The 22,466-nt window shown below is 70.2% G+C and carries 18 protein-coding genes; 10 read left to right on the top strand and 8 right to left on the bottom strand.

Translation table 11 applies throughout. The features are described from left to right. Position 1: 1 nt before the first annotated feature. The 7 genes from ACH4UK_RS17560 to ACH4UK_RS17590 form a co-directional block, all read right to left on the bottom strand. Positions 2–2,167: a glycosyltransferase family 39 protein gene (locus ACH4UK_RS17560; RefSeq protein WP_398357220.1), complete on the bottom strand. Its 2,166-nt coding sequence runs from the start codon at positions 2,165–2,167 to the stop codon at positions 2–4. Beyond that, entirely contained in the window at positions 2,164–3,651 is a 1,488-nt protein-coding gene (locus ACH4UK_RS17565) for a glycosyltransferase (RefSeq protein ID WP_398357221.1), read from the bottom strand. The genes ACH4UK_RS17560 and ACH4UK_RS17565 overlap by 4 nt, the downstream gene beginning before the upstream one ends. A gap of 25 nt (positions 3,652–3,676) precedes the next feature. Continuing rightward, positions 3,677–5,338 carry an ATP-binding protein gene (locus ACH4UK_RS17570; RefSeq protein WP_398357223.1) on the bottom strand — a complete coding sequence of 554 codons (1,662 nt, stop codon included), beginning with the start codon at positions 5,336–5,338 and terminating at the stop codon, positions 3,677–3,679. A 16-nt stretch (positions 5,339–5,354) separates the two neighbouring features. Further along, the gene (locus tag ACH4UK_RS17575; RefSeq protein ID WP_398357225.1) at positions 5,355–6,101 is read right to left on the bottom strand and encodes a response regulator transcription factor; all 747 of its coding nucleotides are present in this window, start codon (positions 6,099–6,101) and stop codon (positions 5,355–5,357) included. A 153-nt stretch (positions 6,102–6,254) separates the two neighbouring features. Then, the gene (locus tag ACH4UK_RS17580) at positions 6,255–7,136 is read right to left on the bottom strand and encodes an amidohydrolase family protein (RefSeq protein ID WP_398357227.1); all 882 of its coding nucleotides are present in this window, start codon (positions 7,134–7,136) and stop codon (positions 6,255–6,257) included. 23 nt (positions 7,137–7,159) lie between these two features. Beyond that, the gene (locus ACH4UK_RS17585; RefSeq protein ID WP_398357229.1) at positions 7,160–8,107 is read right to left on the bottom strand and encodes a DUF2797 domain-containing protein; all 948 of its coding nucleotides are present in this window, start codon (positions 8,105–8,107) and stop codon (positions 7,160–7,162) included. Positions 8,108–8,161: 54 nt separating this feature from the next. Further along, positions 8,162–10,609 (bottom strand): helix-turn-helix domain-containing protein, encoded by a 2,448-nt coding sequence (locus ACH4UK_RS17590; RefSeq protein WP_398357231.1) that lies wholly within the window; start codon positions 10,607–10,609, stop codon positions 8,162–8,164. Between the two features lie 151 nt (positions 10,610–10,760). On the opposite strand from ACH4UK_RS17590, the gene ACH4UK_RS17595 reads away from it, so the two are divergent. The 10 genes from ACH4UK_RS17595 (at position 10,761) to ACH4UK_RS17640 (ending at position 21,072) form a co-directional block, all read left to right on the top strand. Next, positions 10,761–10,988 carry a hypothetical protein gene (locus ACH4UK_RS17595; RefSeq protein WP_398357232.1) on the top strand — a complete coding sequence of 76 codons (228 nt, stop codon included), beginning with the start codon at positions 10,761–10,763 and terminating at the stop codon, positions 10,986–10,988. A 55-nt stretch (positions 10,989–11,043) separates the two neighbouring features. Then, a complete protein-coding gene (locus ACH4UK_RS17600) occupies positions 11,044–11,937 on the top strand; it encodes a hypothetical protein (protein ID WP_398357234.1) in 894 nt (297 codons plus the stop codon). Positions 11,938–12,008: 71 nt separating this feature from the next. Then, positions 12,009–13,130, top strand: coding sequence for an alpha/beta hydrolase (locus tag ACH4UK_RS17605; RefSeq protein WP_398357236.1), 1,122 nt, complete (start codon positions 12,009–12,011; stop codon positions 13,128–13,130). 268 nt (positions 13,131–13,398) lie between these two features. Next, a complete protein-coding gene (sigJ, locus tag ACH4UK_RS17610) occupies positions 13,399–14,343 on the top strand; it encodes an RNA polymerase sigma factor SigJ (RefSeq protein WP_398357238.1) in 945 nt (314 codons plus the stop codon). 93 nt (positions 14,344–14,436) lie between these two features. Beyond that, positions 14,437–15,654: an NAD(P)/FAD-dependent oxidoreductase gene (locus tag ACH4UK_RS17615; protein ID WP_398357240.1), complete on the top strand. Its 1,218-nt coding sequence runs from the start codon at positions 14,437–14,439 to the stop codon at positions 15,652–15,654. Between the two features lie 122 nt (positions 15,655–15,776). Continuing rightward, on the top strand, positions 15,777–16,022 hold the full coding sequence (locus tag ACH4UK_RS17620; RefSeq protein WP_398357242.1) for a hypothetical protein: 246 nt from the start codon (positions 15,777–15,779) through the stop codon (positions 16,020–16,022). Between the two features lie 65 nt (positions 16,023–16,087). Continuing rightward, the gene (locus tag ACH4UK_RS17625; RefSeq protein ID WP_398357243.1) at positions 16,088–16,594 is read left to right on the top strand and encodes a DinB family protein; all 507 of its coding nucleotides are present in this window, start codon (positions 16,088–16,090) and stop codon (positions 16,592–16,594) included. 634 nt (positions 16,595–17,228) lie between these two features. Next, positions 17,229–19,004 (top strand): AIPR family protein, encoded by a 1,776-nt coding sequence (locus tag ACH4UK_RS17630; protein WP_398357245.1) that lies wholly within the window; start codon positions 17,229–17,231, stop codon positions 19,002–19,004. A gap of 459 nt (positions 19,005–19,463) precedes the next feature. Then, positions 19,464–19,856, top strand: a complete 393-nt coding sequence (locus tag ACH4UK_RS17635; RefSeq protein ID WP_398357246.1) for a hypothetical protein — start codon at positions 19,464–19,466, stop codon at positions 19,854–19,856. A 682-nt stretch (positions 19,857–20,538) separates the two neighbouring features. After that, positions 20,539–21,072, top strand: a complete 534-nt coding sequence (locus tag ACH4UK_RS17640; RefSeq protein WP_398357248.1) for an NUDIX hydrolase — start codon at positions 20,539–20,541, stop codon at positions 21,070–21,072. Here ACH4UK_RS17640 and ACH4UK_RS17645 read toward each other — a convergent pair. Then, complete coding sequence (locus ACH4UK_RS17645) at positions 21,050–22,396, bottom strand: hypothetical protein (RefSeq protein WP_398357250.1); 1,347 nt, start codon at positions 22,394–22,396, stop codon at positions 21,050–21,052. The genes ACH4UK_RS17640 and ACH4UK_RS17645 overlap by 23 nt on opposite strands. Positions 22,397–22,466 lie beyond the last annotated feature (70 nt).

A 22,466-nucleotide genomic window follows, 5' to 3' on the forward strand; every position in this document is an offset into this window, starting at 1 on the left:
GTCAACCGGCCGGCTGCGTCAGGTCGTAGAACGTGGCGCTGCCCACGGTGACCTCGGTGAAGTTCTCCGTCACCCAGGAGGAGATCTGCGACGAGGTGCCGGAGTCGCCACCCCTACCGCCGCCCCCGCCCATGCCGCCGCCCGAGACGAAGTAGTGGACCTTCCCCTCCGCGACGTACTCCTTGAACTGGGTCAACGTCGGTGACGGGTCACTCCCGTTGAAGCCGCCGATCGCCATCACCGGGTCACCGGTGGCGAGCTGGTAGCTGGCCGCGTTCTGCGCGCCGACGGCCGCGGCCACCCAGGTGTAGTCGTCCGCGCCCTTCTCCAGCAGCGCCTTCGCGTCGGCGTCGACGGACGCGCCGTTGAGCAGCCCGCCCATGCCGCCGCCTCCACCCCTCATGCCCTCGCCGAAGCCCGCGCCCGCGCCCATGCCTGTGCCGGTGCCGGTTCCCGTGCCGCCGGGCGCGTTGCCCTGCTGATTGCCCCGCTGACCGCCCTGCTGGTTGCCCTGCCCCTGACCGGGAGGCATCCCCTGAGTCTGGCCCTGGCCCTGGCCCTGGCCGGGGGGCTGCTGCATGCCGCCGCGCTGCCCGTCGTCACCGCCGCCGGGACCGCCCCGGCCGCCGCCGCCCCCGGGTCCGCCCATGCCGAACCCGGCCGAAGGACCGGCGGTCACGATCGAGCCCTGGTGCCCGCTGTTCAGGGTGTTGACGGTGTACGCCGTCGGCCCCGCCAGCGAGGCCGCGAAGCTCAGCCCCACCGCGGCGAGGACCGGCCCCCGTCCGCCGAACCGCCCCGCGGCCAGCAGCCCGAGCGCGCCGACGATCCCGCCCGCCACCACCGCCCACCGCAGCCACGGCAGGTAATCCGGCGTGCGGCCCAGCAGGACGTACGCCCAGACCACGGTCACGAGGACCGTGCTCGCGAGCACCGCACGCGGCCACCACGCGCCCCGCTCCTCCCACAGCACCGTGACGCCCATGGCGACGAGCGCGGCGACGTAGGGGGCGAGGGCCACCGTGTAGTACTGGTGGAAGATCCCGGCCATGAAGCTGAACACGGCCGCCGTCATGAGCAGCGCACCGCCCCAGGCGACGAACGCGGCCCGCGCGGAGTCGGTGCGCGCCGCCTTCCGGGTCAGCCAGAGGCCGGCCACCAGCAGGATCAGCGCGGCGGGAATCAGCCACGCGATCTGGCCGCCCACCTCGGAGTTGAACATCCGGCCGAGCCCGGTCTCACCCCAGCCACCGCCACCGCCCCCACGGCCGCCGCCACCGCCGCCGACGCTCCCGGTCTCCTCGCCGTTGATCCGGCCGAGCCCGTTGTAGCCGAAGGTGAGCTCCAGGAACGAGTTGTTCTGCGAGCCTCCGACGTACGGGCGTGAGGAAGCCGGCATCAGCTCGACGATCGCGACCCACCAGCCACCGGCGACGACCATCGTCAGTGCGGACAGGGCGAGTTGGCCGAGCCGCTTCCGTACGGGAACGGGGGCGCACACCGCGTACAGCACGGCCAGCGGCGGCAGGATCAAAAACGCCTGGAGGGTCTTCGTCAGGAACGCGAAGCCGACCGCCGCGCCCGCCCAGAGCAGCCACGTCGTCCGCCCCCGCTCCAGGGCCCGCAGCACGCACCACACGGTGACGGTCATCAGCAGGGCGAGCAGCGCGTCCGGGTTGTTGAAGCGGAACATCAGCGCGGCGACGGGCGTCAGCGCGAACACGCCCACCGCGATCAGCCCGGCGACCGGCCCGAATCGACGGCGCACGGCGGTGTTCAGCACGGCCGCCGTGGCGAGCGCCATCAGGATCTGAGGGGCCAGGATCGCCCAGGAGTTGAGCCCGAACAGCCGCACCGACAGGGCCATCGGCCACAGGGCCGCGGGCGGCTTGTCGACGGTGATGGCGTTCGCGGAGTCGAGCGAGCCGAAGAAGAGGGCCTTCCAGCTCTGGCTGCCCGCCTGAACGGCGGCGGAGTAGAAGGAGTTGGCGTATCCCGAGGCGCTGAGGTTCCAGAAGTACGCGAGCCCGACGGCCAGCAGGAGCCCGAAGAGCGCGGGACGTGCCCAGCGCGGGCCGGGATCGGGCTCCGGCAGCCGTGGCGCGGGCGTCGGCACCGGGCTCGGGATCGGGATCGGGTTCGGGGAGAAGGCGGCGGGCGTGGTCATCGGACGTCCTCGGGTTCGTTGCGGGCCTGGACGACGACGGCGACGGCGGTGGAGGTGGAGGCGTGGGAGGCCGTGCCGGTGCCACTACCGGTGCTGCCGGTACCGGTGCTGCCGGTACCGGTGCCGGTCGACGCGCCGTCGTCGTAGGCCTGTTCGGTGATGCGTCGCTCGGGGAAGACCCAGGCGCGCAGGAGCAGGAAGCGCAGCACGGTGGCCGCGAGGTTGGCGGTGATCAGTACGGCCAGCTCCGTGCCGTGCGACGGCGATCCGGAGGCCGCGCCCAGCGCCGCGAGCGAGCCGCTGGTCAGCGCGAGGCCGATGGCGAAGACCACGAGCCCCTGCGCCTGATGCCGGACGGCCCCGCCCCGGCCGCGTACGCCGAAGGTGAGCCTCCGGTTGGCGGCGGTGTTGGCGACGGCGGAGACGAGCAGCGCGCCGCCGTTGGCGAACTGCGGGCCGACGCCGAGCCGGAAGAGGGAGTACAGCGCCAGGTAGAACAGCGTGGACAGGACGCCCACGACGCAGAACCCGACGAGCTGGCGGGCCAGTCCGCGCGGCACGCCGCTGAGCGCCCGGTCGCGCGGGTCATCGCCGAAGGGCCGGGCCAGCCGGTCCAGCGGCAGCGCGCCGACGGCCAGCGCGCGCCCCACCCGCCACACGCCTTTGAGGTCTTCGGTGGCGGTCCGCACGATGTGGACGGTCGAGTCGGGGTCGTCGACCCAGTCGACGGGCACCTCGTGGATGCGCAGCCCCGCCCGCTCGGCGAGGACCAGCAGCTCGGTGTCGAAGAACCAGCCGCTGTCCTCCACCATCGGCAGCAGCCGCTCGGCCACCTCGCGCCGGATCGCCTTGAACCCGCACTGGGCGTCGCTGAAGCCGGCGGCCAGCGACGAGCGCAGGATCAGGTTGTAGGCGCGCGAGATGAACTCCCGCTTCGGCCCGCGCACCACACGTGAACTCCGGGACAGTCGCGAGCCGATGGCCAGGTCGGAGTGGCCGGAGATCAGCGGCGCGACCAGCGGGAGGAGGGCGTTGAGGTCGGTGGAAAGGTCGACGTCCATATAGGCGAGGACCGGTGCGTCGGACGCCGACCACACCGTGCGCAGCGCCCGCCCGCGGCCCTTCTCCTCCAGCCGTACGCACCGGACTCCCGGCAGCTCCGCGGCGAGCGAGGCGGCCACGGCGGGCGTGGCGTCGGTGCTGGCGTTGTCGGCGACGGTGATGCGGAAGGGGTACGGGAAGGTGCGTGCGAGATGGCCGTGGAGGCGCAGGACGCAGGGGCGGAGGTCCTTCTCCTCGTTGTACACGGGGACGACGACGTCGAGCACGGGGACGCCGGACGCGGTGGCCGGGGCATGGGCCGGCAGGTGCGCCCTGACCGGCAGGAGGCCGCTGCCGCCACTTCTCGCACCGCTGCCGGCGCTGCTGTTCCCGCTGCTGCGGCCGGTCGCGCCGGGGCCGCTCCGGAGGCTGTCGGTGGTCATGCTCCGACGTTCGCCGCCCGCGCTGTCACAGCGGTGTGCTGAGCCTGTCCCTGCCCTGTGAGTCCGCGACCCGGGTGTCAGCGGCCGGCGGGCCGGCGACCCGCGCGTCCGTGACCCGCGCGTCCGTGCCCCGCGGGTCCGAGCGGGGCGCTTCCTCCGCCGGCAGCTCGATCACGAACACCGTCAGGCCCGGCGCGGAGTCCACCCGTACGCGCCCGCCGTGCGCGGACACGACGGCCTGCACGATGGCGAGGCCGAGCCCGGTGGACCCGGTCGCCCTTCCCGGATCCGCGCCGCGCGAACGCGACGCGTCGCCCCGGGCGAACCGTTCGAAGACGTGCGGCAGCAACTCCGCCGGGATACCGGGCCCGTCGTCCCGCACCTCCAGCGTGACCGGTCCCCCGGTGGACACGGCAGGCGTGACGGAAACGGTCACGGTGGTCCCCGGCGGCGTGTGCGTCCGGGCGTTGGCCAGCAGGTTGACCAGCACCTGCTGGAACCGGGCGGCGTCCGCGATGACGGTCACGGGTTCGGCGGGCAGCTCCAGCCGCCACCGGTGCCCGGCCTCCGCGCCCGGTCCTCCCGTGTCCGCCACCCGCGCATCGCTGACCGCGTCCACGACCAGCGGCAGCAGATCGGTCCTCCTGTATGAGAGCGGCCGGCCGGCGTCCAGCCTGGCCAGCAGCAGCAGATCCTCCACCAGGCCCGTCATCCGGTCCGCCTCGGACTCGATCCGCCCGAGCGCGTGCCGCGTGACCGGATCGGACTCCGGTGCCTCCCGCCCCCCGGTGGCGCGCCGGGTCAGCTCGGCGTACCCCCGGATCGAGGCCAGCGGGGTGCGCAGCTCGTGGCTGGCGTCGGCGACGAACTGCCGTACCCGCGTCTCGCTCTCCTGCCGGACCGTGAGCGCCGAACCCACGTGCCCCAGCATCCGGTTGAGCGCGGCCCCGACCTGCCCGACCTCGGTGCGCGGGTCGGCCTCGGCGTCCGGCACCCGTTCCAGCAGGGCCACCTCACCGCTGTGCAGGGGGAGTTCGGAGACCCGGGTGGCGGTCGCGGCAACCCGGCGCAACGGCCGCAGGGCGACCCCGACGAGCACCGTGCCCGCGATCGAGGCGGCGAGGAGCCCGGCGGCGGTGACGCAGACCTCGACGACGATCAGCGTGGTCAGCGCACCGCTCACCTCGGCACTGGGGATCCCGACGAGCACGGTGTACCCCTCGGTGGTGGTCGCGGCCTCGACCCGGTAGCCGCCGAGCCCCGGCAGATCCACGCTCCGGGCCCCATCGCCGGTCTCCGGAGCGGCGGCCTCCTCCAGAGCGCGCCGCTGCTCCCCGGTCAGCGGCTTCGCACTCTCCTGGGCGCGCAGCCCGCTGTCCTCGACGACCTTCGACGCGGTGACGTCCCCGTCGTCGCCGACGAGGGCCCCGAAGGTGCCGAGCGGCTGCCCGCCCCCGCCGACGAAGCCGAGCGGACCCGTCTCGCGCAGGACGTCGGGCACCGGCCGGGGGCCGGGCGGCCGCTCCGCGCGAACGGCGATGGAGTGCAGCTGGTCGTCGAGCTTGCCGTACATGTAGCTGTGGAAGGCGATCGCGGTGACGGACCCGATGACGGCCGCGACGACGGCGATCAGGGACACGGCGGACACGACGAGCCGGGTCCGCAGCGTCCACGGCCGCCTCAGCACTCCCCCGCCCCGACCCCTACTCACCGGGCTTGATCAGATACCCCGCACCGCGCCGGGTGTGGATCATCGGCGTGCGTCCGGCGTCGATCTTCTTGCGGAGGTAGGAGATGTAGAGCTCGACGACGTTGGCCTGGCCGCCGAAGTCGTAGTTCCAGACCCGGTCGAGGATCTGCGCCTTGCTGAGGACCCGGCGCGGATTGCGCATCAGGAAGCGCAGCAGCTCGAACTCGGTGGCCGTGACGTGGATCGCGTCCCCGCCCCGGCTCACCTCGTGGCTGTCCTCGTCCAGGACGAGGTCCCCGACGGCGAGCGTGGACTCGCTCCGGCCGGCGGCGACGGCCGAGCCCGAGCGGCGGATGAGCCCGCGCAGCCGGGCCACGACCTCCTCCAGGCTGAACGGCTTGGTCACGTAGTCGTCGCCGCCCGCGGTGAGCCCGGCGATCCGGTCCTCGACGGCGTCCCGGGCGGTCAGGAAGAGGACCGGCACATCGGCGTACTCGCGGCGCAGCCGGCCCAGCACGGACAGCCCGTCCATGTCGGGGAGCATCACGTCCAGGACCACCGCGTCCGGCCGGAAGTCACGCGCGGCCCGGACCGCTCCGGCTCCGTCCCCGGCGCTGCGCACCTCCCACCCCTCGTACCGCAGCGCCATCGAGAGCAGCTCGGTGAGCGGAGCCTCGTCGTCCACGACCAGCACCCGTACGGGGGTGCGGTCCGGCCTGAGCAGTTCGGTACGCCCCTGGGGCGAGGTCGTCGTCGTCATGGGCACCACTCTGTGAGGCACCCGTGAGAGAAGCCTGACCCGTTCCTGTGAATTCCCTGAGAAAGCGGTCCGTCCGAGGCCCGTCAGGGCCGAGCGGGGCCGGGCCCCGGGCCGGGCGGGGAACAACGCGCCCACGTTCCCGACTCGTCATCGTCAGGGCCGGGCGGGGAACAAGGCCTCCGCGTTGCCGTGGCAGACGGCCCGCAGCCACTCCTCCCCCAGCCCGAGCCGCTCCAGCGCCTCCAGCTGATGGACGTACGGGTAGGGGATGTTCGGGAAGTCGGTCCCCAGCAGGATCCGGTCCCCGAGATCGGCGAGCTGCCCGCGCTCCGCCGCCGGGAAGGGGCTGAACCCCTCGCTGAAGTCGGTGAACGCCATCGTCGTGTCGAGCCGGACCTCGGGATACGCCTCCGCCAGCGCCAGGAACTCCGCGTACTCCGGCATCCCCATGTGCGCCACGATCAGCCTCAACCGGGGATGGCGGGCCAGCAGCCGCCCGATCGGCTCGGGCCCGGTGTACGCGCCCGGCGCGGGCCCCGACCCGCAGTGCATCACCACCGGGATCCCGGCCTCCGCGAGCAGCCCCCACACGGGTTCCAGGAGCGGGTCGTTGGCATCGTACGCGCCGACCTGGAGGTGCGACTTGAAGACCCGCGCCCCGCTCTCGACGGCCTCCTTCACGTACAGCTCGGCGCCCTCCTCCGGGAAGAGGGTCGCGGTGTGCAGGCAGTCGGGCGTCCGGGCGGCGAAGTCGGCGGCCCAGTCGTTCAGCCAGCGGGCCATGCCGGGCTTGTGCGGGTAGAGCATGGCGGTGAAGCGCAGCACCCCGAACGACCGCAGCACGGCCAGCCGCGCGTCCTCCTCGTACCGGTAGGTGATCGGCCACTCCAGACCGGTGAGCGGCCCGGCGGAGTCGAAGTAGGCCCACACCTTGCGCAGGACCTGCTCGGGCATGAAGTGGGTGTGCACGTCGATGATCCCGGGCAGCCCGAGCCGCTCCCAGAACCGCACCACGTCATCGCTCTCCGGCCCCACGGACGCTCTCCTTCGGTCGACGGTCAGAACAACCCACCCTGCACACCGCCGCTGCCGATGTCGATGAGGGGGACACATACATCGCCGTCGGCCCCTGCGGACGCGGCCCCTCCGGTCACAGCTCTTCCGGTCATGCCGGCTGCGGACCCGGCCCCTGCGGGTACGGCCGCGAGATCCCACCCGGTGATCAGCCGCGTATCCAGCACGACCACCCCCACGCCGTCCACCGCCAGGTGCAGATCGGGCCCGGCCGCCGCGACGAGCCGCCCCGCGACGACGCCCCCGTCGACCAGTTCCCGCACCGACCGGACGGGAGCGGGCGAGCGGTCGATCCCGAAGATCCCCGCCTGATCGACGACTTCGAGGGGCAGCCGCTCCAACGACTCGGGCCAGCCGCGCCCTTCGAGCTCCGCGGCCCGCCCGTACAACTCCGCCACCTCGGCGGCCCGCTCCCCGGCCCCCGGCAGCCGACCGCGCTCGGCCCGCTTCCTGGCGTACGGGATCCGGTCGGGCACCCCGAGGGCCGCCCGCAGCACCTCCTCGGTCCGCCGGGCCGCCATGAGAGGCCCGCGCCCCAGCCAGCTGAAGACCACGGCCCCCTGCTCCCGCAGCCGGGCCGCCCCGCGTTCCTCCCCGGTGATCCCGACCTTGACCAGGCCGGGCCCGAACCACGCGAGGTACACGCGGTACGTCCGGGGGTCGTCCGCCAGCGTGTCGGCGGCCACCGAGTGCGCCCGGTCCAGCCGCGCACACTCGGCGCACCGCCCCCCGGTACCGCGCCCGGCCACCACGGCCCCCAGCGGGCACACGTTCCCCCGGGCCCCCGCACAGTGCCGCTCCCCGAGGGCCCGGAACCCGAGGCCGGCCCCGTACGCGAGCACGCTCACCCGCCGGTCACCGCCCCTGCTCCACCCGAGCTCGGGCGTCTCCCCGGGCCACCGCACCCCGGTGCACCACCATCCACCGGCCACCCCGGACCCCGCTCACCTCGGCACCAGATCACCGGTCGAACCGGCCCGGAGATGCTAACGGGACACCGGCTCCGGCCCGGCATACCTGGCCGGTGCGTAGTTGCCCCGCTGCTGGCGGTAGGTGTGCCCGAGGTGGTGCTGAAGCCGGACGTGGCGGAACTGATAGACCGCGCCGGAGCGGCGCAGGACGCCTCGCCGATAGGCGTCGTCGAGGAAGGCGTCCGTACGCCAGGGCAGCTTCCCGGTGAGCGGCAGCAGGAACCGGGAGAAGATCAGCCACTGGCCCCAGGCCGTGAAGCAGAAGGCGTACGAGAGTCCGCCGCCGAGCCCGCCCACCGCCCCGATCACCAGACCTTCCGGCAGATGCCAGGTCATCGGCCCGAGAAGACCCCGGAGCAGACGGACGATCAGCCCTCCGCCGAACGCGATGGCCAGGGTGAGCATCGGAACGATGACGAGGATCTGCCGGTACACGGTCGCCCGGTTCGCCGACAGCAGGCCGGCCGGAGTGGCCGCGGAGCCGACGTCCAAAGGCGTTTCGAGCGCGGCCAGGATCCCGAAGACGAGACCGGCGGCCGAGCTGAAGATCAGCCCGAAGGCCAGCATGTTGATGAGCACGGTCTCGATCAGCCCGGGATCCGTGAGCGAGCGCCCCTCGTACAGGGCCCGCTGGAGGGCGAAGGCGCACGCGCACCCGATCCCGGTGACGAACCCGCCCGGCAGAACGGCCGCGAACCGGCCGGTGAACGTACGCACCGGTCTGCGCCCTGCGCCGTCGGCCCTGCCGCGCAGCCGCAGGCGCACCTGGCTGGGAGCGAAGGAGCCGCCGTACGCGGCCATCACCGCGTAGAACGACCCGAAGGCGAGCCCGCCGACCGGCCCGACCACGGCTCCCTGCACCAGCGCCTCGCCGAGCGGCAGCCCGGCCACGAGCAGCACGACGGCCCAGTCGGACACGGTGATGAGGAGCGCGGAGACCAGGGCGACGGCCAGGACACGCGTCGAGCGGGGCAGCGATTCGCCGATCTGCCACCAGGCGAGGTCCTGCCGGTCCCGGTCGAGCCGGACCAGGTGATCCGCGAGGTGGCCGAGCCAGTGCCGGGCTCGGTCGGGATCCCAGTTCCGCCGCCGGTCCCGGGCCCGGACCCCGGCCTCGGCCCGCTCGGCGACGCGCGGCCGGTAGACCGTGGGCACGAAGCCCGCGAGCAGGTGGTCCTCCAAGGACCCCACGGTGGAGAACCGCGTGGCGTCCAGCAGCTCGGCCGGGTCCCGGCCCGGCGCTTCGCCGTACATCGTGCGCGCCAGAGCGGTCATCAACGGCGTGCTCAACACCTCGGCGAGCCGTCCGCCGGCCCGGTCCTGGCCGAGCCGCAGCGCCTTGAGTACGGGATCCCACGAGGCGGCCGCGACACCCTCGTCCCGCCGGCCGCTCCCGTCGCCTTCTCGGGTGCCCCGGCCGGCCGGGCGGGCGGCCCTCGACAGGTAGGCCATGAGGTCGTCGGGGGTGAGACCGGTGAGTTCGATCCCGGCAGCCCAGACCAGCGGCGCACGAGCGGCCCGTACCGCCTCGGCGTACTCCCCGCCCCGGCTGGTCAGAACGAGCGGCAGCGAGGTCGCGTTCAGCGCTTCGAGCGCCTCCTGCCGCAGCCCTTCGGCGATCTCGTCGAACCCGTCCAGGACGGGCAGGATGAGCCCGGCATCGACCAGTGCGGCGGCCAGGGTGGCACCGGCGGGGGTCCGGCGGGCGAGGTGCGGGTAGTCGCGCAGGAGGAGGTCGACGAGCCAGTCCCGTAAGGCGACGGCCGTCACGTCCCAGGCTCCGACACCGAAGATCACCGGAACCCGGCCGGTTCGGTCCGGACCGGCGAGCAGGTCCAGGACGAGCCGGATCGCCATGATGGACTTGCCCGAACCGGCCCGGCCGAGGATCACCAGCCGCCCGGACGGAATGCTCCGGTAGACCTCGGCCACGCTCCGCAGATCACCGGCCAGGTCCATGCGCTCCGGCCGGCCCCCCGGAGGAAGGCGCTGGATGTTCTCCGCATGGTCGGTCAGCTGCGCGGCCGCCCGGTTCCAGCGCACGGGCAGCGGAAAAGGGTCGTGAACCCGGCGCTGTTCCTCTTCCTTCTGCCAACGCCGCCCGACCTCCCGGGCCAATTCCCCGGCCGCGTCGGCGAGCACGCCACCGGACTTCCCACCGACATTCCCACCGGCTTCGGCTTCGGCATGTTCTGCCGGATCGGCTTCCGCCTTTTCCTGTACGGGAATCGGTGAGGTGCGCGCCGAGGCGACAACGGCGGCCAGGTGCCGCCGTTCCTCGGCCCCGAGATCGAGCGCATCGGCCAGCAGGTTCACCGTACCCAGACGGTGGTCGGCGGCCTTTCCGGTCTCCAGCCGACGGATGGTGCGCACGCTCACCCCGGAGCGTTCCGCCATCTGTTCCTGCGTCAGTCCCGCCTGAGTGCGCAACCGGCGCACCAATATGCCGAGCCGATCCGTCACTTCGGTCCCCCGCCTAGCCCGCCCGGACGGCGGCGAGTCTAGCGCGGCGACCGGACCGGCCACAGATGGCCGGTGTCCTGGCCTGTCCTCCGAGCTGCGGAAACGCGATCGTCGGAAGTGGCAGGCGAGGAACGACGGGTGAGGATTCGGCATGGCCTATCGGTACTGGTGCGGTGAATGCACCTCAAAGACGCCATGGCTCGGCAAGCCCCTGGCCGAGCAGCATCAGATCGATCACTACACCCGCAAGCATCCCGGAATTCCGCCCGGCGGCCATGTGGAATTCCACCGCGGCAATCCGCAGGGGGGCCTGGGCTGTCTGCCATTCCTGGGGATCACGATCGTGCTGCTGATCCTCGCGGCCTGGTGCCGCCGCTGAGAGCTGAACCCGCCACCACACGACCACCAACCGCACCGACCGAAAGGGAATACACATGCGCAAGCAACGGACACTCGGATTACTCGCCGGAGCCCTGGGATTCGCCCTGTCCCTGACCGGCGTCACGGCCTCCACCGCCGCTGCCGCCACCACGTCCACGGCGACCACCGCCTCCGACGCGGAAGCCGCGAAGCGCGTCTTCAACGGCATGCAGATCATCTTCCGGCCGGACACGCCGAACGCCTTCTGCACCATCGGAGCGGTCGGCACGGACAAGTACGAGCGCAGCATCGCCATTTCGGCAGGACACTGCCTGAACGACAAGAAGTACGCCGACCGCGAGATCCCGGAGAACATCCAGCCCGTCTACGACCGGAACGACAGCGACTTCGGTCCGATCGGACACCTGCGGTACTTCAAGGACCCCGAGGGCTCGTCGGTGGGGCACGCCACCAAGGACTACATGATCATCGAGTTGGAGCCGACCGTGGCCCTCTCCTCGCAGGGCCCGTACCTGAAGCAGACGGGCTCGCTGGAGGTCCCCGACGGGCAGCCCAGCCCCAACGCCGTCAGCCCGGCACCGCCCGAGGAACGCCTCCTCGGCGCTGCCCTGAACAACAACAACGAGCTGGTGGTCTCCGGCCAGCTCGGCGTCTACTACGGCCGCGTCACCAACGCCGCCCAGGGCATCTACCAGTCGTGGGCACCGCACAAGGCAGGCGATTCGGGAGGCCCGGCCATCTGGCACGTGCCCGGCAGCGCCTACCCCTCCGAGGAGAACGGCTTCCAGGCGTCCGGTCCCTGGGCTGGCATCACCAAGGCCATCGCGCTGGGAGTGCCCCCGTACATCTACACGAGCTCCGCGAACATCCTCGCCGACCTGCGCGCCCGGGACATCGCACAGCCCGGGGTCCACGGCGCGGGATTCCAGGTCACCGACAACCCGTGACCGCCCACCGAGGCCGACCGTCGCGACCGCTCCGACCGCCCCGTCGCTCCGCCCCGAAGGAGAACCACCCCATGAACCTCTTGCTGTCCGGCGCTCGGGCCCTCGCCGGGTTACGCGCCAGGGCGGCGGCCGCGGCCGCCGCGACCGCGGCGATGACGATGCTGACCGCGTTCGCCGCACCGGTGGCACAGGCCGACGCCGCCGGGATCCCGGACTTCACCGACAGCCACGGCCTGACCCGGGTCGCCGACGCCACGGAAGTGCGCTCGGGAACCGACTTCACGCTCACCGTGACGACCGCGCAGGTGTCCGGCCCGCACAAGATCCGCGTCTTCCTCCCCGAGGGCTACGCGGCCGACCCCGGCAGACGCTGGCCGGTGACGTACTTCCTGCACGGCGGTGGCGGCACCGTGGACGACGCCGCCGCGGCCCCCGCGCTGCGCTCGAACGCGATGATCACCGTCGTACCGGACGGCGGTCTGAAGGGCTGGTACGCGGACTGGGTCATGCAGAACACCGCGGAGGGCGCGGCCAACTGGGAGACGTTCCACCTCGAACAGGTCGTCCCGTTCATCGACGCCAACCTCCGCACCCTGCCCGACAAGGACCACCGGGCCGTCGTCGGCCTCTCGATGGGCGGTTACGGAGCGCTCCGCTACGCCGAGGCCCGCCCCGACCTGTTCGGCCATGTCGCCTCGCTGTCCGGCGGCATCGACTTCGGCATGCCGGCGATCCGCGCCGCCGTCGTCGCCACGGAGCTGAACCTCACCGGCGCGTGGTGCGCGGTGAGCACCTCCACACCGTCGGGCACCGGCACCTGCACCGGCTACGGGCCCTACGTCGACAGCGACGCCGTCTTCGGCTCCCCCTACCCGGTCCTCGACGCGGACCGCGTCTGGAACGCGGTCAACCCGGCCGCCTCGGCCAACCTCGCCCGGCTGGGCGGCGCGGAGGTCGCCCTCTACACCGGTGACCAGGGGCTGATCGACTCGTTCACCGCGATCGCCGCCAGGACGGTCAAGGCGCGCCTGGACCAGCTCGGCCTGCTGGCCCGTCACGTCGACTACGGCGACGGCTCCTCGCTGGCGTCCACCTGCGACGGCGGCCACAACTACGGCTGCTGGGCCCCGGCACTGGCCGACTACATCCCGCGGCTGGAGACCGCGTTCGCCACTGCGGACGGGACCACGTAGCCGGACCGGCCCACCACTGCGGACGGGACCACGCGGCCGCACCGGCCCACCACTCCGGACGGGACCGCGCAACCGGAACGGCCCGCCACTGCGAAGGGACCCACGCGGCCGCACCGCCCCACCGCGCGCCACCCCGTCCCGCCCCGCCTCTCCCCACACCGAGGAGACGGCGGGGCGCGGCGGGGCGCGGCGGGGCGGGACGCGGCGGGGCGCATCGTCCCGCGCCGCCGGTCCCGGGGTGCGCAACCGTTCCCGTTAGGATCCGGACATGGCGCTGACCGGGAACCAGACGGACCTGTTCGAGGCTTCCATGCCCCGGCTGAAAGCCATCGCCTACCGCCTCCTCGGCTCCTCGAGCGATGCCGAGGACGCCGTGCAGGACACGTTCCTGCGCTGGCAGGCCGCCGACATCGACCGCATCGAGGTCCCCGAGGCCTGGCTGACGAAGGTCCTCACCAACCTCTGCCTCAACCAGCTCACCTCGGCGCGCGCCCGGCGCGAGACCTATGTGGGCCAGTGGCTGCCCGAGCCGCTGCTGGCCGGAGACCCGATGCTCGGCCCCGCCGACACCGTCGAGCAGCGCGAATCGGTCTCGTACGCGGTCCTCGCCCTGATGGAGCGCCTGTCACCCAACGAGCGGGTGGTGTACGTGCTGCGCGAGGCCTTCGGCTACCCGCACCGCAGGATCGCGGAGATCCTCGACATCACCGAGGCCTCCGGCCAGCAGATCTTCCACCGCGCCAAGAAGCACATCGCGGAGGGCAGGACCCGTACCGAGATCGACGAGGCCGCCGCCCGGCGCATCGTCGAGGAGTTCCTCACGGCCGCCACCAGCGGCCGGACCGAACCGCTCGTCCGGCTGCTCACCGCGGACGCCGTGGCGATCGGCGACGGCGGCGGGAAGGTACCGGCCCGCGCCAGGGCGTTCGAGGGGGCCCTCGCCGTCGCGAAGTTCATGCGGGGCCTGTTCACCCCCGGCAAGGCCAAGCGGGCCCTCGTCGGCGGCTCCGCCGGGGTCCACATCACGTCGGCCAACGGCGGCCCGGCCGTCGTCGCGGTCGTCGACGGCCGGGTCATCGGCGTCATGTGCATGGAGATCACCGCCGACGGCATCGCGGCGTTCCGCAACCAGGTCAACCCCGACAAGCTCGAACGCGTGAACCGGCACTGGGCCGCCACGGACCACGGAGAACCCCTGTTCCACGCCTTCTGACCCCCCTGTGGCGCGCGTCACATCCCCCACCTGTCAGGAATCGGCGGGCTGCCCGGTTCAAGGGGCGAAACCGCGCGAGACAGGAGCCAGGACATGCAGCAGCACCGCATCATCGTCATCGGAGCCGGATACACCGGAGCGAGTGCCGCCGGACGCCTCGCCAGGCGGCTGCGCAGCGAGGACGTCTCCATCACCCTCGTCAACGCCGAACCGGACTTCGTCGAGCGCGTCCGGCTGCACCAGCTGGCGGTGGGCCAGGACCTGCGCGCCCGGCCCTTCAAGAAGATGTTCGCCGGCACGGGCGTCCGGCTGAGGCTCGCGAAGGTCACCGGGGTCGACGTCGACCGCCGGACGGTGTCCGTCACCGGCCCGGACAGCGCCGGGGAGCCGGAGGACCTGGAGTACGACACCCTCGTGTACGCCCTCGGCAGCGCCTGGAACACCCAGGGCGTCCCCGGCACCGCCGAACACGCCCACGAGATCGCCGGCCGCCCCGGGGCCCGACGTCTGCGCGACCGCCTGGCCGCGCTCGCCCCCGGCGGGCCCGTGGTCGTCGTCGGCGGCGGCCTCACCGGCGTGGAGGCCGCGACGGAGATCGCCGAGGTCCGCCCGGACCTCGACGTGGCCCTGGTCGCCCGGGGCGCACTGGGCGACTGGCTCTCCCCCAAGGGCGCCCGCCACCTGCGGAAGGTCTTCACCGGCCTCGGGATCACCGCACACGAACACACCGCCGTCACCGCGGTGGCGGCCGACCGCGTCACCACCGCCGAGGGCGACATCCCGGCCGCGGTCACCGTGTGGACGACCGGCTTCGCGGTCCACCCCATCGCCCGCGCCACGGCGCTGGAGACCGCCGACACCGGCCAGATCGTGGTCGACCCCACGATGCGCTCGGTCTCGCACCCGGACGTGTACGCCATCGGCGACGCGGCCCTGGTCGCGGGCCCCGGCGACAAGCCGCTGCGCATGTCCTGCGCCTCGGGCATCCCCACCGCCTGGCAGGCCGCCGACTCCATCGCGGCCCGCCTGACCGCCGGAAAGCTCCCGACCACCCCGCTGCGCTACTTCAACCAGTGCATCTCCCTGGGCCGCAAGGAGGGCCTGATCCAGTACGTCACCGCCGACGACCGGGCCGTCAGCGCAGCCCTGACCGGCCGCCTGGCCGCCTTCTACAAGGAAGTCGTCTGCAAGGGCGCGGCCTGGGGCGTCGCGAACCCGACGATGGGCCTGCCGACCCGCCGCCGCCGGATCGCGACGGAGCCGACGCGAACGGAAACCACCGCCGCCGCCACCGCCACCGAAGCGGCCTGAGTCTCCGACCCCGAACCCGACCCCAACGCGAGAGGCCCCCGGGATTCCTCCTGGTGGCCTCTGGCGGCTGTGCACCCGGCGGATGAGAAACTGCCGACGACGTCATAGCGCCGGGGGTGGCGATGTTGATCATCGGAGTGCTTTTCGTGGCGCTGATCGCCGCGGCGATCGGCTGGGCTGTCCTGGGGGTGCACGCGCTGCTCCTCGGCCGCATGCCCGGCCAGTGGCTAGACCGTCTGGTGCGGCAACCACGCCTGTGGGGAGCAGGGGCCCTGCTCATGCTGGTGAGCTGGAATCTGGACTCCCCGTCGCTTCTCGCGATCGGCGTGGGGCTGGTCGCTCTGGGACACGTCGCGAAACCCTCATGACATCCCGGCCCTCCCGTCGACAAATACCTCGACATCGGTCGCGGTGATCGGGGACGCTTCGCGCGATGAGCAAAATCGACGACACACCGCCTGCGTGGGACGAGCGCACCCAGCTCACCACGTTTCTCGACTACACACGCGCCACCGCCCGCGCCAAGTGCGACGGCGTCTCCGCGGAGAACGCCGGCAAGGCGCTCCTGCCGGGCTCACCCCTGATGACGATGAGCGGAGTGCTCAACCACCTCCGCTGGGTCGAGTACTACTGGTTCCAGGTGGTCTTCCTCGGCGAGGAGGACCAGGGCCCCTGGACCGACGAGGACCCCGACCGCGAGATGCGCATCGCCGTCGACTTCCCGCTCCCGCAGTTGCTCGACGAATACGCCGAACAGAGCGCCCGCTACCGCGAACTGGTCGCCGGGACCAGCCTGGACCAACAGGCCCAGCGAGCCATCCGCAGCGGCCTCCACGTCGACCTGCGCTGGATCCTGCTCCACCTCACCGAGGAGACGGCCCGCCACAACGGCCACCTGGACCTCCTGCGCGAAATGCTCGACGGCACGACCGGCGACTAGATCCGGCGAAGAGCACGGGCGGAGACTACGGCGACCACCTCAAGAGGCTGCCGCAGTCACTCCCCTGCCGTCACGACACACGACAGAGGCCCCCAGGATTTCTCCTGGGGGCCTCTGGCCTGCTGTGCACTCGGCAGGATTCGAACCTGCAACCTTCTGATCCGTAGCTCTAGCCGGATCGGTCAGCGGTGGTCATACCAGCCGCTACGAGGCCGTGGGGAAGTGGTGGCGGACGGGGGCGGTTGCCGTGGTTGCGGTACGCCTCTGCTGTACATCAGCTCCAGCCTAAGAAGGACCCTTCGGATCACGTCACCATCGTCAGCGCTCGGCCTCCCCCGTCAAGCCCCGGCTGCGCGCGGCTCCGTCGGGCGCGCTCCCGGCTCCGCTGCGGGCGCCGCTCCTGCCTTCAGCCCGCTTCCCCTGCACTGCGCCGACGCGCGTCCACGAACGGGAAGAGGCGAATCCGTCGTGTACTGAGCACACCGAGGTCGTGGTGGAGGAAGCTCGACCGAGGGCTACCGGAAGGCAAGTCATGTTTCCTGACTATTCGCTCACGTCGACGGCAAATCAGACGCTACGCTCACTGGCAAACACCGCAATGATGATCAGCGCTCGCGCTGGCTAGGGGGATGACGTGCACACGCTCACGGGAAAGCGAGTGACCAAGTTTGCGCGGGACTTTGGCTTCGAGGGCGGCGAGGCGAAGCAATTCGAGCTGTACGTCGCAGCCAACTATCTCTTCCCCTACGTGCGGGACGATGTCGAGCAGATTGAGCGCACCGTTCTCGGCGGTGGGACTGACGAGGGCATCGACATCGCTGTCGTCGTAGTCAACGGGCAGATCGTCTTCGAACCCTCAGAAATTGACGATCTTATATCAGACCAGACGTCTAATTCAGCGAGGGTACTCTTCATCCAGGCTAAGACAAGCGAGTCCTACGACTCTAAGCTCATCGCAAAGTTCCTCCACGGCGTCGAAGCCGTGACGAAGTACGCGATTAAGGCGAAGAGCGTCAAGCTTCCTCCGGCCTTGGTCGACCTGGCTTCTTTGATCGATCGGATCGCAGAGAGCGGCGACAAGTTTCAAGACACGCGAATCCCATGCGAACTCTTCTACGTCACCACCAGCGGAAATGACGGGAAGAGCGCACAGCAGGAGCTTCAGGTCACAGAAGCGATCGAACGTATTCAATCTCTCGGCATTTATTCAGAATCTTTGCACCTCAACACTCATGGTCACGATGCACTAGCCGCAAAGCTGAAAGAGCGTCACGGGCCACAGAACATTCGGTTCAACTTTGAGAAGCGGCAGACCATTCCTGCAACTGAGCGTGTAAGTGAGGCTTACATCGGGCTCATGTCCGGCACGGAGCTGATGAAGCTGCTCACGGATGAAACTGGTTCCGTACGACCAGGGATCTTCGACGACAACGTACGTCTCGATCTCGGTAGCCACAACCCAGTTAATACCCGGATCACGAGAACCCTTCGGAGCGACGACCGCGAGCATTTTCCCTTCCTCAACAACGGACTCACGATTATTGCGACATCTCTCCGAGGGTCGGGTGACAGGTTCTTCATCTCTGGGTATCAGATCGTAAATGGCGGCCAGACGAGTCACCAGCTCGTTAGGTGGGCGGCAAGTGAAGCGGTTAAGACCACGCCGACCCTACTCTCTGACCTTTGGATCCCAGTGAAGATCGTCAGTTCAGACGACGTTGGGGTGCGAACGAGCGTGGCGATCGCTACTAACCTGCAAACTCCCATCGGCTCAACTGACATTCAGGCGAGTTCCCAGATGGCGAAAGATGTGGAAGAGTATTTCGACCAGTCGGGCGTAAACGGCCTGCGTTATCTGCGGCAAAACCAGCATGCGTCCCTTGATTTCCCTCGGACTCGCGTTGTCACGACTCCCGAACTCAACCGAGCGGTCGCTGCTACACTTTTCGGCGATTCTTTCCGAGCGATCGGCGCTCCGAAGGAGCTAGAGGCTGAGGGCTCGTTCGTTTGGGGTGAATACTCTGTTGAGGCTTACTACTACGCGGCCTGGATCTTGTATCGGGTAGACAGATTCTTCGCCCGAACACCCGACTCGACCACTCTCAAAGCCGCGAAGTATCATATTGCAATGATGGTGTCCGCTCTGATCACGCCGGAACTTGTTCCTATCTTCGAAACTCCTGAGACAGACACAGCAAGACGGCTGCTGAGGGGTGCTAAGAGGCTGAAGTTTAAGATTTCGGACTCGGAGAAGATTGAAGTAGCGATCACTGCCGCATTCGAGCTTGCCGCCGACGAGTTTCAGTTTGTCTTGGACGAGGGCAGGAGTTTGCGCAAGGATGATGTGCGCAACCGTCGCAACCAGGAGGCTCTGCTGCAAAAGGCCAAGGAGTCGAGTGCCGGGGTCTGATGCTCTGCGCGATACGGGCAGTATCGCGATGCACGACCACGACCAACCGTGGACGCCAGCGGACCATAAGCGCGGGCGCAGCAGCCCAGGGACAGCGCGCTTGTCGAGTTGCTTTGGGGCGAAGAGGTCGCCATGGCCATACACGGGTCGGGCGAGGTGTATGAGGGCTTGCGCAGGCCATAGGCGCAATTCAGTGTGGTTTCGTTAGGCAGGTGGCACGGTCTCGAAAACCGTCGTCGCAGCGATGTGACCGTGGGTTCAAATCCCACACCCACCGCCAGGTGAACGGCCCCTGACCAGGTGAATCGGTCGGGGGCCGCTCGCTTGCCCGGCCCCCTTGGCTTCCCGGTGTTCCTCATGGTTTCCCGCTCGATCGGGCACGGCTGGGGCACAGCCTCAGCAGATGGTATCGGTGGTCCTCGATACGCTCACCGAGACCCTTCGAACGGGGGAGTTGAGATGGCGAGCTGGTTGGCAACGTTGGTAGCGGCTCTTATCGGTGGCATGAGCGGCGGCTTCCTGGCGCCTTGGGCTAAGGCCCGGTTTGATCGGCGCCACGAGCGGCACCAGGCGTTCGATCGGGCCATCGCTGCGGTCAAAGCTGTCTTGTACGCATACGCGGCCCCCACGCACGTTGATCGCAGCCAGATCGGTGACAGCACCTATGCGCAGGAGTTCGCTGATCAGCTCCTGACGCGACGCATGGAACGATTCTTCGAGGCAACTTACGGGATGCGCCAGGCGATCGCCGAGCTTGAGCCTCACTACAAGGTGGCTTGGAATCCTGACCAGTTCCAGCTCACGGAGGAAGAGCTAAAAAGCCTGACTGAACAGCTCAAGAGGGCAAGGTAGCTGGACGTCATCCCACATCCACCCACCACTACTCACCCCAGCTCCCATCCCGTCCCCCTTCGACCCACACACCGTGGAGCGGTCGTGGTTCAGGGCGTCAAGGTGGAGCGCGCCACTGTACGAACGACCTTGACGCCCTGGGCCGCGACTGCTCGGCTCTGCCTGGGTCGAAGGTGGTCGGGATGGGAGCCCCACGACGCTCGCCACGCTCCGGCCGGCACTCGCGAACGGCGCCCCGTCCATCCCGGAGTCTGAGCGCCCCCGCCGGAGGCATCCTCTTGAAGCCGCGGGCTCTGGTCTCGACTCATGCCCCCGGGCCTATCCAGTTGTGGGCGCGCGTCGGCGGCGGCAGCGCCGAGCGGGCCGAAGGCAGGAGCGCGGGCGCAGCCAGAGCCGGGAAGCGCGCCCGGCGGAGCGGAGCGCAGCCGGGTGCCTTGATGAGGTTTCGCCCGGTGAGCTCTTTGAGCGCCCCGCTCAATGGTGCGTGCCGCCTCTGCCAACACCAGCCGGTGCGCTAAAGATCGGCCAGAGGTGGGGACTGCACTCCCCAGACGTACACCTCCTGCCCTTTCCGCACCGCGTACATCTCCCGTATGCGTCAATGTGACGCGAACTCGCCTGATTCACGGTCCCCCGCCCCCATCTCTGCGATGCTGAAGTCCGATCGAGAGGGGCCGCAGCGATGCAGTGGAAGATCCACGGGGAACGTCCGATCTACGAGAACAGCTGGGTGAACCTGTGGCTCACCGACGTCGAGACGCCGGACGGGCACCGCTGGGAGCACCACGTCGTCAAGCTCCGGCACTTGGCCGTGGCCGCCGTTGTCAACGAGCGGCGCGAGGTGTTGATGATGTGGCGGCACCGCTTCATCACGAACGCATGGGCGTGGGAGCTGCCCATGGGGTTGGTCGAGGAGGGCGAGACGCCTGCCGAAGCGGCGGTACGGGAAGTGTTGGAGGAGACCGGCTGGCGGCCCGGTCCGATCAAGCCGCTCATCTACGCCGAGCCGGCCAACGGCATCACCGACTCCCAGCACCACATCTTCCGGGCTGACGAAGCGACGTACGAGGGTCCGCCGACCGAGAAGAACGAGTCGGACCGGATCGAGTGGATCCCGCTTGCCGACGTGCGGGGCATGATCGACCGGCGCGAGATCGTCAGCAGCGGCTCCCTCGTCGGGCTGCTCTACGTGCTCATGGACGAGGCGATCCGCTGATCTGGCGGGGCAGCGCTTGACGGAGTCGTGACTCAAACGCCACCGCGGCCGGTTCACGTCGGAACGGCTCCAACTGCTCGTGAAACTCGCGTAGATGGCCGGCGACTCGTTGCGAGCTGACTGCAGCCGCCGGGGCCAGAGCCTCCATGGCCGTGTGGCATGCCTCGTCGAGCTTGCCACGCTGGAGCTGGGTACGGGCGAGCCAGAAGGCGTGAAAGGCGCGACCTCGGTGATTGGTCTGGTGTTCTCGGCGGAGGGCGTCCGCGATAAGAGGTTCGGCAAGAGCGGCTTCGCCCAGCCGGGCGTGCGCGATGCCGGTATCCACGATCAGCTTCGGCTCATCGAAGTAGGCGACCCAGGCCGGGTCCGGATCACCGGTACCGATCCGGCCGAACTCGGCGTGGGCATCCGAAATCGCGTTCTGAGTCGCGCCACGGTTGCCCAGGGTCGCGTGAGCGAAAGCTTCGCGCATCGCGAGCATGGCCAGCACGCGCGGTGTCGTCCCCGCAGCCTCTCGGGCCTGATCCTGAGCTGCCGTGACGAGCGCGAGGGCGTCGCCAGGCTTGTCCTGGTAGGTGGCCTGGAGGCTCATGCAGGCAAGGACGTTGGCCATGAACTGGTGGTCGTCGATGGCCTTGGCCAGACCGAGGGATTCGGTGAAATAGGCGCGTGCCTGGTTGTACTGGCGGGCGTCGAAGTAGGTCCATCCGGTGAGCCGGGCCAGCTCGGCCGCGATGCTGTGCAGGCCGTCCCGTAGGGGAGCCGGACGCTGCTCCTTGAGAAGGTCGACGACGTAGCGGAGCTGGCCGACGACCGCAGGCCGTAAGGTCTCGCCGCCGTGCTCGTCGTCCCGGCGCCAGTAGTCCGCGATCGACGAGTGCAGAGCGTCCAGCGTCGACGCGCTGAGGTCCCGATCTGCCGCCATGGCGAGGATGCTGTCGACGTCCGCCCCCGGCAGCCCGGCGACCAGCGGTTCGGCGGTTGAGGCCGGCACCTCGGCCGGTTCGCGGGGCGTCACCGTCAGGCTGGGCGGCGTCTCCCAGGAACGTCGGGCAAGTCCGAGCATGTGACCAGGGATGCGTAGCCCGTCCGAGATCCGTTCGATCACATCCATGTGCAACAACTGCCGCCGTCCGGCGATCACCTCGCCCACCCGGCTCGGGGTCAGGTCGCAGCGGCGCGCGATCATCGACGGATAGATGCCTGCTCGTGCCTTGACCAGCCGAAAGATGCGGCCGAAGTCCCTGGCCTGGCATGCCTCGATCATCACTGGGTCCGTGAGCAGGCCGACCGGGAGTTCCTTCGAGCGAGATGGCTCGGGCATCGGGCACGCTCCGGCATGAGGACTACGGATCGCTGCACTTGGTCAACCGAGGGTGATGTTACCCATGTTG

The organism is Streptomyces sp. NPDC020884 (assembly GCF_044333935.1).
Classification (GTDB): Bacteria; Actinomycetota; Actinomycetes; order Streptomycetales; family Streptomycetaceae; genus Streptomyces.